The 12,994-nt window shown below is 66.7% G+C and carries 10 protein-coding genes and 1 riboswitch; of the genes, 7 read left to right on the top strand and 3 right to left on the bottom strand.

Annotation, left to right across the window (positions count from 1 at the left end):
- Positions 1–10: 10 nt before the first annotated feature.
- A complete protein-coding gene (locus tag HZ321_RS14350; RefSeq protein ID WP_181703278.1) occupies positions 11–1,786 on the bottom strand; it encodes an ABC transporter transmembrane domain-containing protein in 1,776 nt (591 codons plus the stop codon).
- A 322-nt stretch (positions 1,787–2,108) separates the two neighbouring features.
- Between HZ321_RS14350 and rpmE the strand changes: the two genes are divergently transcribed.
- On the top strand, positions 2,109–2,333 hold the full coding sequence (gene rpmE, locus HZ321_RS14345) for a 50S ribosomal protein L31 (RefSeq protein WP_181703071.1): 225 nt from the start codon (positions 2,109–2,111) through the stop codon (positions 2,331–2,333).
- 85 nt (positions 2,334–2,418) lie between these two features.
- Here the strand turns inward: rpmE and rcdA are convergent, their stop codons facing one another.
- Together rcdA and HZ321_RS14335 are read right to left on the bottom strand one after the other, a co-directional pair.
- The gene (gene rcdA, locus HZ321_RS14340) at positions 2,419–2,955 is read right to left on the bottom strand and encodes a protease adaptor protein RcdA (protein ID WP_181703070.1); all 537 of its coding nucleotides are present in this window, start codon (positions 2,953–2,955) and stop codon (positions 2,419–2,421) included.
- Positions 2,956–3,370: 415 nt separating this feature from the next.
- Positions 3,371–3,559, bottom strand: coding sequence for a DUF1192 domain-containing protein (locus tag HZ321_RS14335; RefSeq protein ID WP_181703069.1), 189 nt, complete (start codon positions 3,557–3,559; stop codon positions 3,371–3,373).
- Positions 3,560–3,648: 89 nt separating this feature from the next.
- Here HZ321_RS14335 and HZ321_RS14330 point away from each other — a divergent pair, with 89 nt between their 5' ends.
- The 6 genes from HZ321_RS14330 (at position 3,649) to HZ321_RS14305 (ending at position 12,981) form a co-directional block, all read left to right on the top strand.
- A complete protein-coding gene (locus HZ321_RS14330; RefSeq protein WP_181703068.1) occupies positions 3,649–4,653 on the top strand; it encodes an NAD(P)H-quinone oxidoreductase in 1,005 nt (334 codons plus the stop codon).
- 171 nt (positions 4,654–4,824) lie between these two features.
- Entirely contained in the window at positions 4,825–6,384 is a 1,560-nt protein-coding gene (locus tag HZ321_RS14325) for a sigma-54-dependent transcriptional regulator (protein WP_181703067.1), read from the top strand.
- A 95-nt stretch (positions 6,385–6,479) separates the two neighbouring features.
- Complete coding sequence (locus HZ321_RS14320; protein WP_181703066.1) at positions 6,480–8,210, top strand: L,D-transpeptidase family protein; 1,731 nt, start codon at positions 6,480–6,482, stop codon at positions 8,208–8,210.
- A gap of 472 nt (positions 8,211–8,682) precedes the next feature.
- Complete coding sequence (locus tag HZ321_RS14315; RefSeq protein ID WP_181703065.1) at positions 8,683–10,371, top strand: peptidoglycan L,D-endopeptidase MepK; 1,689 nt, start codon at positions 8,683–8,685, stop codon at positions 10,369–10,371.
- 186 nt (positions 10,372–10,557) lie between these two features.
- Positions 10,558–10,659: riboswitch (guanidine-I (ykkC/yxkD leader) on the top strand.
- A gap of 102 nt (positions 10,660–10,761) precedes the next feature.
- The gene (locus tag HZ321_RS14310; protein WP_181703064.1) at positions 10,762–11,826 is read left to right on the top strand and encodes a putative urea ABC transporter substrate-binding protein; all 1,065 of its coding nucleotides are present in this window, start codon (positions 10,762–10,764) and stop codon (positions 11,824–11,826) included.
- Between the two features lie 93 nt (positions 11,827–11,919).
- Positions 11,920–12,981 carry an isopenicillin N synthase family dioxygenase gene (locus HZ321_RS14305; protein WP_181703063.1) on the top strand — a complete coding sequence of 354 codons (1,062 nt, stop codon included), beginning with the start codon at positions 11,920–11,922 and terminating at the stop codon, positions 12,979–12,981.
- Positions 12,982–12,994 lie beyond the last annotated feature (13 nt).

Here is a 12,994-nt window from a genome sequence, read left to right as displayed (position 1 = left end):
GCGTCCAGGATCAAGCAGGTTCCTGGAACTGAAGCTTCGCGAGCCGGCTGTAGAGCCCGCCCTGCGCGACGAGCTCCTCGTGGGTTCCGACCTCCACGATCCGCCCGGCGTCCATCACCAGGATCCGGTCGGCCCCGACGACCGTGGCGAGGCGATGCGCGATGACCAGGGTCGTGCGGTTGGTGGCTACGCGGTCGAGCGCCTCCTGCACCAGTCGCTCGCTCTCCGCATCGAGCGCGGAGGTCGCCTCGTCGAGAAGCAGGATCGGAGCATCCTTGAGAATCGCGCGGGCGATGGCGATCCGCTGCCGCTGTCCGCCCGAGAGCGTCACGCCGCGCTCGCCGAGCGTCGTGTCGTAGCCCTCCGGCAGCACCCGGATGAACCCGTCGGCATTGGCGGCGAGCGCCGCTTCCTCCACCGCGGGTCGTGACGCGTTCGGCTGACCGAAAAGGATGTTCTCATAGGCCGAGTTGGCGAAGATCACCGGGTCCTGCGCCACAAGCGCAAGCCGCCTGCGGGCTTCTTGCGGATCGGCGTGCCGGAGGTCGACGTCATCGAGCAGCACGCGCCCGGTATCCGGATCGTAATACCGCAGGATCAGCTGGAACAGCGTGGTCTTGCCTGCGCCGGACGGACCGACGATGGCGATCGTCTCCCCCGGCGCGACCTTGAAGCTCACGTCGACCAGCGACGGCAGGTCCGGCCGGGTGGGATAGGCGAACGAGACGTGCTCGAAGGCGATGGTGCCGCGCGGCGGCAGAGGCAGCGGCTGCGGCCGGGCCGGCGGCCGCACCTGCGGCACGATCGCCATCAACTCGGTGAGCCGCTCCGTGGCGCCGGCTGCCTGCGAGATCTCGCCCCAGACCTGGCTGAGTTCTCCGAGCGCCCCGGCGGCGAACACCGCGTAGAGCACGAACTGGCTGAGCGTCCCGGCCGTCATTTCGCCGGACAGCACGTCCTGGGCGCCCACCCAGAGCACCGCGACGACGCTGGCGAAGATCATGAACATGGCCGCGAACGTCAGCACACCGCGCGAGCGCTGCTGGCTGCGCGCCGCACGAAAGGCGCGCTCGACCGCACCGCGATAGCGTCCGGCCGCATGGCTCTCCTGCGTGAACGCCTGGACCGTGCGCACCGCTCCAATCGTCTCCTGGGCATAGGCGCTGGCCTCCGCCAGCGTGTCCTGCGCGTCGCGGGACCGCTTCCGGACCGAACGGCCGAAGGCCACAAGGGGGAGCACGATCAGCGGAATGGCGCCGAGCACGAAGAGCGACAGGCGCGGACTGGTCACCACCATCATCGCCGAAGCGCCGGTGAAGAGCAGTAGGTTGCGCAGGGCCACCGAGGCGCTGGAGCCGGCAGCCGAGCGGATCAGCGTGGTGTCGGCCGTCAGTCGGGACACCATCTCGCCGGACTGGGCCGTGTCGAAGAAGCTGGGCGAAAGGCGCATCAGGTGGTCGAAGACCGCCGCCCGGAGATCGGTGACGATCCGCTCGCCCAGCGTCATCACCAAGTAGTAGCGCAAGGCGGATGACGCGGAAAGCCAGAGCACCACCCCGGCCAGACCGAGAAAGGTGCGATCGATCGTCGACGCATCCGCCGTCGAGAAGCCATGGTCGATCACCGCCTTCACCGCGACGGGCACCACCAGGGTTGCGGCGGATGCGGCGAGCAGCGCGACCATGGCGCCGGCGAGTCGCCCCTTGTAGCGCAACGCGAAGGGAAGCAGTGCGCGCAGCGGTCCGATCCGAACCTTCGGCCGAGCCTCCTCGGAGGAACGCCCCATCGCTTCAACCTCAGCCACGAACCCGACCTCCCGCTTCGAACGCGGGAGAGATTGACCACCACCCGGACCCCCGCGCAAGGGCAGGCTGCTTCGCTGGACGATCGCTCGTGGACTGCCGGGCGTGTCGTCGCGCAAGCCCGGTTCGTCGCGCTTGCCGCTGGACCGGTGTTGCTGTATAGAACCGCCCGAACGTGAGCATTGATCGGCCGCCACGGTTTCCGTCGGCGGCTTTCGTGTTGCAGGATCGCGGCACGGGACGAGCTCCAGAACCGACATTCAGGCGCTGGCACCCACACCGGCAGCCGCCACGAAGGACGAAGCGATGAAGCAGGGCATTCATCCCGACTATCACACCATCAAGGTCGTGATGACCGACGGTACCGAGTTCACCACCCGCTCCTGCTACGGCGCGGAAGGCGACACGCTGAACCTCGACATCGACCCGAAGTCTCATCCGGCCTGGACCGGCGGCAACCAGCAGCTCATGGACCGCGGTGGCCGCGTCTCGCGCTTCAATTCCAAGTTCGGCGGCCTGTTCAGCAAGTAAGCTGGCCGGCTCCACCGACGAGAATGCGAAAAGCCCCGGAGCGATCCGGGGCTTTTTCCGTTGGCTCGGCGGAGGACGGTCGGGGTCAGGCGCCGAGGCGTGCGCCCAGCGCGTCGGCGAGACGGCCAAGATCCCGGGCGACGGGATTGACCGCGTCGCCGCCGGTCGCCTTCGGCCCGTAGATCGCCTGGTCGATATGGCGCACGCGCTCCTGCAGCCGCAGCGAGCGTTCGATCAGCGAGCGCAGCGCTTCCGGCAACTCCTGGAAGGCGACCGTCTGGGTGGCCGGAGGCGCGGTGTCGAGGCGAACCTTGGACTTCTCCGTGTTCGCCTGCTCGGATGAGATCTCACCGTCGTTGACGGCGCGCTGCAGCAGCAGCCACGACGCCATCTGCATCAGGCGCGTGGTGAGGCGCATCGATTCCGTCGTGTAGACCAGCGACGCATTGCGGGTCAGCTGCCGGCTCTGCTTGCGGCCCTCGCCGTCGAGGTAGGAGGCCGTCTCCTCCACCAGCGCCATTCCCTCGCGGAACAGATCGCGGAACGTCTCGGAATGGGCGAACCGGTCGGCAAAAGCGATGGTCGTTTCCGTGGAAAGGTCGTTCTGCGAAGTATCGGTCATGACGCAACGCCTCTGAAAACTCGAAACAAACAGACGACCGGTCTTCCTCGCCTGCCCCGAAGGGCCTGCATTCCGAAAGGACGCTCGCGCACTATAGCGCGTTTCGTTCCGTTCCGGGACTGCCGGTCAGACAGATAACGTTTGGGAGCAACGACTATGCCAGATGCCCATTCTTAGTCCGATGGGCATCCCGGAGTCAAAAAAAGAGCCGCGCTGAGCACGGCTCTTCAAGTCAACAGGGAGGCGTCAAAAAGAGTGACAAGGAGCCACTCGAAGATCCAGAAGCCTGGACGCCCCAATACTGCACAGCAATGGTTAACGGTAAGTTAAGAGAATGCATCCAATCTGAATTCAGTCCCCGTCCGGAACAATACGGTTGGGGTAACATAGTACTCAGCACAGACTCTGATCGGCCTCACAGCTTGAAGAATGCTTCTGCGGCATTTCGGCTCGCGGATTTGGCAGCGCGCGCAGCGTCAAGGCGGTCGATTTCCGCCTTCAGAAGCTGAATCCGCTCGGCAATCTCCTCGATGGAAAGTGCCGCAAGATCTTGCCCGATCTCGTGAACTGGCCGTTTGACCGGACGTTCGTCATCGATCGCCATGCGTCCCTCCTCTTTCAACCGATCCGACGGTGATGATATCTCCCGCAGGCCGGACGCGCCAAGCGTCGGCGCGACCAAGGAGACCCACGATGACCGCCCTGCCCGCGACGATGACCGCGATCGAGATCACCCGGCCGGGCGGACCCGAGGTTCTGGTGCCCACCACCCGCCCCGTTCCTGTCCACGGTCCGCGCGAGGTCCTGGTGGCGGTGGAAGCCGCCGGCGTCAACCGTCCCGACGCCCTGCAGCGCACCGGCGGCTACCCGCCGCCGCTTGGCGCCTCCGATATCCCCGGCCTCGAGGTGGCCGGCAGGATCGTCGCCATCGGACCGTCCGCCGGCCCCTGGAAGGTGGGCGACAAGGTCACCGCCCTCGTCGCCGGCGGCGGCTATGCGGAATACGTCACAGTCGACGGCGCGAACTGCCTGCCCTGGCCCGACGGCTACGACGCCGTCCGCGCGGCGGCGCTGCCGGAAACCTTCTTCACGGTCTGGTCGAACGTCTTCGATCGTGCCGGCCTGCAGCCCGGCGAACGATTCCTGGTCCACGGCGGCACCAGCGGCATCGGCACGACCGCCATCCAGCTCGCGAAAGCCTTCGGCGCGACCGTGTTCGCCACCGCCGGCAACGACGAGAAGGTGGAGGTCTGCCGGTCGCTTGGCGCGGACGTCGGCATCAACTACCGTACCGAGGATTTCGTGGAGCGGGTGAAGGCCGCGACCGCCGGAGAAGGGGTCGACGTGATCCTCGACATGGTCGGCGGCGACTACATCGACCGCAACTACGAGGCCGCCGCCGTCGAGGGCCGCATCGTGCAGATCGCCTTCCTGCGCGGCGCCAAGCAGACCGTCAACTTCACGCGCCTGATGTTGAAGCGGCTCACCCACACCGGCTCCACGCTCAGGGCCCGCGACGTCGCCTTCAAGGCGAAACTCGCCGCGGCGCTAGAGGAGAACGTCTGGCCGCTGCTGGCCTCTGGCAAGGTGGCTCCGGTGATCGACACGGTCCTTCCCCTTGGCGAGGCCGCCAAGGCTCACGAAAGGCTTGAGGCCGACCACGTCGGCAAGATCATCCTCACGGTGGACGGGCGGTGAAGCCGGTTTCGGCGATCAGGTTTTCCCGGTTCACAGGCCCGTCCAGAAGCTTCGGTTAAGGCACCCTTTACCCTTACCCCCGCACACTGGCTCGAATTGGAACAGGTCGTTCGCATCCCCGAAAACCGCGGGGCTCCGAACCGATCCCGCCCCTCCCGAGCGAGTGAGTACATGCCCGGACGGATTCTCATCGTCGACGACGATCCCATTCAACGTCGACTGCTGGAGGAGGCGGTCCGCCGCTTCGGCTACGAAGCCCAGACCGCCGACGGCGGCGAGGCCGGTCTCGCCGTCCTGAGCGGACCGGCGGGCGACGACGTCGACCTCGTCATCCTGGACCTCGTCATGCCGGACCTGGACGGGATGGGCGTGCTCGGACGGATGTCGGCAGGCGGGATCACCAAGCCGGTGATCGTGCAGACATCCCGTGGCGGCATCGACACCGTCGTCGGCGCCATGCGGGCGGGCGCCTTCGACTTCATCGTCAAGCCGGTCAGCCACGAGCGCCTCAGCATCGCCATCCAGAATGCGCTCAAGGTCACAGCCCTTGAAGGCGAGATCAGGCGCATCCGCCGGACCACCTCCGGCGCGCTCGGTTTCCGCGATATCGTCACCAAGAGCGCCGAGATGGCGCGCGTGATCCGCCTCGGCGAACGGGCGGCCGCATCCGGCATCCCGGTGCTGATCGAGGGCGAGTCCGGCGTCGGCAAGGAACTCGTGGCGCGCGCCATTCAGGGATCCAGCGACCGCCGGACGAAGCCCTTCGTCACGGTGAACTGCGGGGCGATCCCGGAGAACCTCGTCGAGAGCACGCTGTTCGGCCACGAGAAAGGCGCCTTCACCGGCGCCGTCGACAAGCACGTCGGCAAGTTCCAGGAATCGCATACCGGCACGCTGTTCCTCGACGAGGTCGGTGAACTGCCGCTCGACATCCAGGTCAAGCTGCTGCGTGCGTTGCAGGAAGGCGAGATCGAGCCGGTTGGCGCCCGTCGCTCCATCAAGGTGGACTTCCGGCTGATCTCCGCCACCAACCGACGCCTGCTCGACATGGTCAAGGAGGGGCGCTTCCGCGAAGACCTCTACTATCGCCTCAACGTCTTCCCGATCTTCGTGCCGCCGCTTCGCGATCGGCAGGAGGATATCCCGACCTTGCTGGAGCATTTCGTCACCAGGATCGCGGCGGAGGAAGGCAAGCGCCGGCTGGTCGGGGCGACACCCGAAACAGTCGCCATGCTTTCCGCCTACAACTGGCCGGGCAATATCCGTCAGTTGGAGAATGCTGTCTTCCGAGCCGTGATCCTCTGCGACGGCACGCACCTGACCCCCGACGACTTCCCGCAGATCGCCGCCCAGGTTGGCCACGTCTCCGCGGTTCGCCGCGTCGAAGGCGCCGACGAGGTCAGGACCGTACCCGAGATCGAGACCCCCGCGTCGCAAGTGCTTCACTCCCTGCCGTTGCCGCACGACGGCTATATCGGGGTCGCGGTCGCCCAGCCGGAGCGCAGCGATCCCGCTCCCTTCGGCTTCATGCGCTCACTCGCGGACGACGGGCACGTTCGGACGCTTGCCGAAATCGAGGAGGAGATGATCCGCCTCGCGATCGACCACTACAACGGCCGCATGGCCGAAGTCGCACGTCGTCTGGGCATTGGCCGTTCGACGCTATACCGTAAGCTTAAGGAATACGGACTGGCGGATCACGACGGCGAGGCGGGTGTGGCGGCGGAGTGACTGTCCGAAGGGAATGAACGGACACGCCCAGCTCGATCTTGCACTGTCCCACCCATCCGAAGCAGGTATGAGTATTCGTGCGGAGTGCATTGGCAATGGGCGGTTCGATGAAGACGGTGTTCGTCGCGATTCTGGCAGCAGGCACGGCTCTGGCCGGGGCGCACTCGGCGGGCGCGCAGGCGACCACGGCTGATCCGGTCGGACTGGGGACAGGCCCGGCCCCGGTCGTGACCCGCACACCGCTGTCGACGCCGCCGGCCGTAGCCGAGACGACTCCTTCGGTCGCTGCAGCACCGGTCGTCGCGCCGGTCGATCCCGTGGAGACCGCTGTCGCGACCCTGCTTGCCGCTGGCCCGCAGGGTCTCAACTATCCGGACAAGAACCGCTTCGCCGCCGTCGCTTCGTTCTACGCATCGCGAGCCAACAAGCCGCTCTGGACAGAGAGCGCTTCGGTGGTGAACCAGACCGGACAGGCCGTGGCCGCTCGGCTGGCGAAGGCGGCGGAAGACGGGCTCAACCCGGCCGAATTTCCGATCCCCGATGTCGCGGCCAAGCTGACCGACCCGTCCGCAGTCGCCGAACGCGACCTTCGGATCTCGCTCGCCGTGGCGACCTTCGCCGCCGAAGCCTACGGAGGGCGCGTCGCGCCCGCCAGCATCGACCGCAAGAACATCACCCGCAAGCCGCCCCGGCTGGACACCGCCGATGCGCTGACACAGGTTTCCACGGCCAGCGACCCCGCGGCGGTTCTGGACGGGTTCAACCCGCCCCACGAGGCTTTCGCCAAGCTGAAGGCGAAGCTCGCCGAAGTCCGCACCCGCGAAAAGACCCCGCCGCCGCCGCCGATCGCCGAAGGCCCGACGTTGAAGCCCGGGATGAACGACGAGCGCGTCACTGCCCTGCGCGAGCGTCTCGGCGTGGCAGCCCCGACCGACCCGCTGGTCGCGGATGTGTACGACGAAACACTGGTCGCGGCCGTCCGGGAGTACCAGGGCAAGGCCGGTATCATCCCCGATGGCATCATCGGGCCGCGCACGCTTGCCGTCCTCAACGGGGTCGACCGCGACGAGGAAGGCGACATCATCGCCAACATGGAGATGTGGCGCTGGATGCCGCGGGAGCTCGGCTCGTCCTACGTCTTCGTCAACGTGCCCGAGTTCATGGTCCGCATCGTCCGGTCCGGCCAGGTCACCCATACCGCCCGCGTGGTGGTCGGCAAGCCGGCGAACCAGACGCCGATCTTCAGCGACGAGATGGACCACCTCGTCGTCAATCCCTACTGGAACGTCCCGGAGTCCATCAAGACCAAGGAGTTCCTGCCCGAGATCCAGGCCGATCCGGTGAACTTCTTCGCCCGGCACGGCTACGAGGTGCTCTGGGAGGGCCAGCAGATCGATCCGGCGTCGGTGATCTGGGACGAGAACGCCATGCGGGCCGTCCACATCCGCCAGGTGCCCGGCGAGGCGAACGCCCTCGGCAACATCAAGTTCATGTTCCCCAACCAGCACGCCGTCTACCTTCACGACACGCCGTCCCGCAAGCTGTTCCAGCGCGACTACCGCGCCTACAGCCACGGCTGCGTCCGCGTCGACGATCCGCTCTCCTTCGCCGCCGAACTGTTGCGTGGCGAACCGATGTGGGACGTCGAGCACGTCAAGGCGCTGTTCGGCGGTGACGAGCGCCGCCTGGACCTGACCCACCATCTGAAGGTCCACATCGGCTACTTCAACGCCTGGGTCGACGAGGCCGGGACTCTGCAGTTGCGGGACGATCTCTACGGGCACACCAAGGCCGTGAAGGCTGCGCTGGGGCTCCCCTCCGGCTGATTTCCGCTCTTTACGTTTCGTCAAGCACGTCTATCGGACGACCTGAGGAGGGGGGTCCCCGCCCCCCTTTGGTCGCAATTCGCGCGCATTTCGACGTCCGGTTCTGATCGGGTCTTTGGAGATTCGGGCTGCGGGCAGAGGCGACCGCCACAATCTAGGTTACCTCTTGGCTAAATTCCGATCACCGACTACTCTCTGCGCGCTCGGCGGGCAGATCGATCGTCGAGGGGACGCTTCGGGATTGGAAAGGATTTGTTACGGTAAACCGTTGCTTAATGGTTCCCGTTCATGATCCTCGGGTGGGCTGGCGCGAAACCCTGACAGCAGGCAGGACCGCTTGAAACGGACATCTGTAACTGATCGGTCGACTGCGGCGGAAGCCGCTCCTGCGCAACCCGGACATGGTCCGGCGAGCGCGCGTACGACCGCCCCCGGTGGCCGGCAAACGCCGTCCTTCGGAATCAATCGTCTGGTGGCGGCCCTCTGCGGCGCGGTTGCGACGCTGATGGTGGCGACCACCGTGCCGGCTGCGGCCGAAAACCGGACGCTCGATCTCTACTACACGCACACGCGTGAGCGGTTGACGATCACCTACAAGAAGGACGGGCGCTTCATTCCGTCGGCGCTGAAGCAGCTCAATCACTTCCTGCGCGATTGGCGACGCAACGAGCCGACGAACATGGACCCGCGCCTGTTCGACACGGTTTGGGAAATCTACCGTCAGTCCGGATCGCGGCAACCGATCCACATCGTATCCGCCTATCGCTCGCTGCCGACCAACAACATGCTTCGGTCGCGCTCCAAGGCGGTGGCCAAGCACAGCCAGCACACGCTCGGCAAGGCGATGGACTTCTTCCTGCCGGACGTGTCGATCAACAAGCTCCGCGCGATCGGGATGAAGATGCAGCGGGGCGGCGTCGGCTGGTATCCGCGCTCCAACAGCCCCTTCGTGCACATCGACGTGGGCAACGTGCGGTCCTGGCCGCGCATGACCCGCACGCAGCTGTCGCAGCTGTTCCCCGACGGCAAGACCGTGCACCTGCCGGCCGACGGAAAGCCCCTCGCCGGCTACCAGCAGGCCCTGTCCGAACTGCGCCGCAACGGATCGACGACCAGTGCCGTCGCAATGGCCGACGAGAAGTCCGGAGCCAAGAAGGGCGGCGGTCTGCTCGCCATGCTCTTCGGCGACGACGAGGACGAGTCCGTCGAAGAGGCGGCAGCGACCCAAGGTCCCGCTATCGCCGCCGAGGAGGAGCCCGCTCCGGTCCGCACCCGCAAGGTGACGCCGCCGCCGGCTCCCGAGCCGCAACCGGTCGTCCTCGCCAGGGCTGCGGTTCCGGCCGAAGCCCCCGCCCCCGCCTCGCTGGCGGAAGCGACCATTCCTGCCGTGCCGAAGCCCGTCATCGTGGCGGAAGCGACGCCGCCACCACTGCCGCGCGGCAAGCCCCAGGAGCTGAAGGCCCTGGCGCAGATGCAGCTGGCCATGCTCGAGGCGCCCGTCGTCCCGCCGCTGAAGCCGGTCCTGGAGATCGCTCCGCCTCCGGCGGCGGTGGTTGCCGAAGCGCCTGCGGTCCGCCCGACACTTCCGGCGATCCAGCCGTTGGCCGACGAACCTGCCAACGCGCAGCTCGCGCTGGCCGAGGTCGCCGCGGCGGCACCGGATGCGACGCCGCCGACGACGTTGAGCTACGCCGCGCCGGACTCCCTGGCCGCCCTGCCGGCCCTGCCGGACGCGCAGCCGACGGCTCCGGCTCGGCGCAGCGTTCCCAAGATCGTCCAGGCCTCGCTCGGCGCTTCCATCCTGGGGGTGGCTCCCGCCCCGGCCAGCACGCCGGACGCCAAGACCGGCCGGGCCGACCCGGCCGTCGCCTTGCCGCCAGCCCGCGAAGACCAGCTGGCGACGCTCACCACCTTCCTGCCGCCAGTCGACCTGCCGGTCTACGATCCCTACCAGGGCATGGCGGGCCGTTCCTTCGCCGTTCTGATCCACCCTGACCAACGGCGGGACGGTATGATGTTCGCCGCACCGGTCGCCGTGCTCCAGGCCGGCTTCCAGCCTGCGGCATCGGGCGACCTCTCCTACAGCCGCTTCCAGGGCGACGCCGTGATCCGGATCGCCACGGTCCGTTTTGCCGGACGACAGGACCTGGCGCTGCGCTGACAAGGTTCACCCATTCTGCCGAGAAACGGCCGCCCGCAAGGGCGGCCTTTTTCGTGGACCCCGATGGTCCGCCTATTTCATAGGCAGCGCTGGCCTTCAGCGGTGCAAACGGGGGCCTCCGGGCCGGCCTGTCTTGCGATTTAGGCGCTTGGCGCCGCTTGGCCCATCCCTTGCAAAACAAGTCCCGTGCAGTGCGTCTAGGGTTCCGGCCATATCAATGGCGCTGGTCCGAGAGACGCACTCCGGCGCGACAGGCCGGAGACACGGCGGGACAAAATCCCGGGAGGTCACTGCACGGGTTTGCCGGCGCGAACCTGACCTCCGCACGCCGCCGGCTGGCCCCCATCGCGAGAATTCACGGTCCATCGGACCGAGACGAAGGGGTTGCGCATGAAGTCCAGAGTGTTCGGTTCGCTCCTTGCCGCCGCGGTGCTCCTCACCGCCCCGTTTCACGCCCAAGCGGCCGAGAAGAAGGACTTCAAGGTCTGCTGGTCGATCTACGCCGGCTGGATGCCCTGGGGCTATCTGGCCGACAGCGGCATCATGAAGAAGTGGGCCGACAAGTACGGGATCACGGTCGAGATCACGCGCATCAACGACTACGTTGAGAGCATCAACCAGTACACCGCCGGCGGCTTCGACGGCTGCGGCATGACCAACATGGATGCCCTTTCGATCCCCGCCGGCGGCGGCGTCGATACCACCATCCTGATCATGGGCGATTTCTCCAACGGCAACGATGCGATCATCCTGAAGGACAAGGAGACGCTGGCCGACATCAAAGGCCAGAGCGTCAACATCGTCGAGCTCTCCGTCTCCCACTACATGCTCGCGCGGGCCCTGGACACTGTCGGCCTCAGCGAGAAGGACCTCACCATCGTCAACACGTCGGATGCCGACATGGTCGCCGCCTGGGAAACGGCCGACGTCACCGCCGTCGTCACCTGGAACCCGATGGTGTCGGAAATCCTGGCCAAGCCCGGCGCCAAGTCCGTGTTCGACTCCACGCAGATCCCCGGCGAGATCATGGACCTGATGGCGGTCAACACCGACACGCTGAAGGACAACCCCGCCTTCGGCAAGGCACTCGTCGGCGCCTGGTTCGAGGTCATGTCGCTGATGACGTCCGGCACGCCTGAAGGTGAGGCCGCGCTGGAGGAGATGGGCAAGGCGTCGGGCACCGATCTCGCCGGCTACAAGGCCCAACTCGCCGCCACCGCCATGTTCTACAAGCCAGCCGACGCGGTCGCCTTCACGGAGAGCAAGGACAACGTCCAGACGATGGACCTTGTCCGCAACTTCCTGTTCGACCACGGCATTCTCGGCACTAACGCGGCCAGCGTGGATGCCGTCGGCATCGCCTTTCCGGACGGCACGATCCTCGGTTCCAAGGACAACGTGAAGCTCCGCTTCGACAGCAGCTTCATGGCGATGGCGGCCAAGGGCGAACTCTGAACGGAGACGGTCCGGGACGACCCGGGGCGGCGGGCGCCAGACCCGCCGCGAACCTCGCCGGACGACCGGCATTCTGAGCGAGGACGAGACCCCATGACGGACACGCCAGTCCACACCGCGTTCCAATCGCTGCCCATCGTCGACATCTCCGGCCTTGCCTCGCCCGACGAGGCCGACCGGAAGGATGTCGCGGTCACGCTCGGCAAGGCGGCCCGCGACTGCGGCTTCCTCTACATCACCGGCCACGGCATCGACCGGGACCTGCGCAACCGGCTGCTGACGCAGGCCAAGACCTTCTTCTCTCTGCCTCACGAGGAAAAGATGAAGGTCTACATCGGGCTGTCCGATAACCACCGCGGATATGTCCCGCCGGGCGAAGAAGGCTTCGACAGCCAGAAGCCGGACAGCAAGGAAGGTTTCGATCTGGCGATCGACCTGCCGTCCGACCACCCGGCCGTCGTCGCAGGAACTCCGATGTGCGGAGCCAACCAGTGGCCCGACCTGCCCGGCTTCCGGGAAGACGTCACTGCCTACTACGAGGCCGCGATGTCGCTGGGCCGACGCCTTGCCCGGGCGCTCGCCGTAGCTCTCGACGTGCCGGAGGACACCTTCGAGCGCCATGTGAACGTGCCGGTCAGCCAACTCCGCCTGCTGCACTACCCCTTCGATCCCGATCAGCCTGAGGACCGGCCAGGAATCGGGGCCCACACCGACTACGAGATCTTCACGATCCTGCTGCCCACCGCGCCGGGTCTGGAGGTCATGAACGGCGACGGCCAGTGGATCGACGCGCCGCCTGTGGAGGACGCCTTCGTCGTCAACATCGGCGACATGCTGGAGGTCTGGACGAACGGCGCCCTGGTCGCGACCTCCCACCGCGTCCGCAAGGTGAAGGCCGAGCGCTACTCCTTCCCCCTCTTCTTCGGTTGTGACTTCAACACGCTCGTCGAGCCCCTGGAGGTCTTCCGTAAGCCGGGTGAGCCGACCCGCTACCAGCCGCTCTATGCCGGCGAGCATCTCTGGGCGCAAACCATGCAGAGCTTCGCCTACCTCAAGAAGAAGCTGGAAACCGGCGAGCTGAGCCTGCCGGAGGGAAGCATGGCGCTCTCCTCCTTCGGCCAGGAAGCCAAGCACGGGGCCGCGGCCCCTACATGACCGCGGCGAATTC

Source organism: Chthonobacter albigriseus (assembly GCF_013839445.1).
GTDB lineage: Bacteria > Pseudomonadota > Alphaproteobacteria > Rhizobiales > Pleomorphomonadaceae > Chthonobacter > Chthonobacter albigriseus.
This window is presented reverse-complemented; position numbering and strand designations above follow the sequence as displayed.

Coding starts and splice junctions, on each gene's coding strand:
- HZ321_RS14350 (WP_181703278.1), bottom strand. CDS start 1,786: ATGGGGCGTTCCTCCGAGGAGGCTCGGCCGAAGGTTCGGATCGGACCG.
- rpmE (WP_181703071.1), top strand. CDS start 2,109: ATGAAGCAGGGCATTCATCCCGACTATCACACCATCAAGGTCGTGATG.
- rcdA (WP_181703070.1), bottom strand. CDS start 2,955: ATGACCGATACTTCGCAGAACGACCTTTCCACGGAAACGACCATCGCT.
- HZ321_RS14335 (WP_181703069.1), bottom strand. CDS start 3,559: ATGGCGATCGATGACGAACGTCCGGTCAAACGGCCAGTTCACGAGATC.
- HZ321_RS14330 (WP_181703068.1), top strand. CDS start 3,649: ATGACCGCCCTGCCCGCGACGATGACCGCGATCGAGATCACCCGGCCG.
- HZ321_RS14325 (WP_181703067.1), top strand. CDS start 4,825: ATGCCCGGACGGATTCTCATCGTCGACGACGATCCCATTCAACGTCGA.
- HZ321_RS14320 (WP_181703066.1), top strand. CDS start 6,480: ATGGGCGGTTCGATGAAGACGGTGTTCGTCGCGATTCTGGCAGCAGGC.
- HZ321_RS14310 (WP_181703064.1), top strand. CDS start 10,762: ATGAAGTCCAGAGTGTTCGGTTCGCTCCTTGCCGCCGCGGTGCTCCTC.
- HZ321_RS14305 (WP_181703063.1), top strand. CDS start 11,920: ATGACGGACACGCCAGTCCACACCGCGTTCCAATCGCTGCCCATCGTC.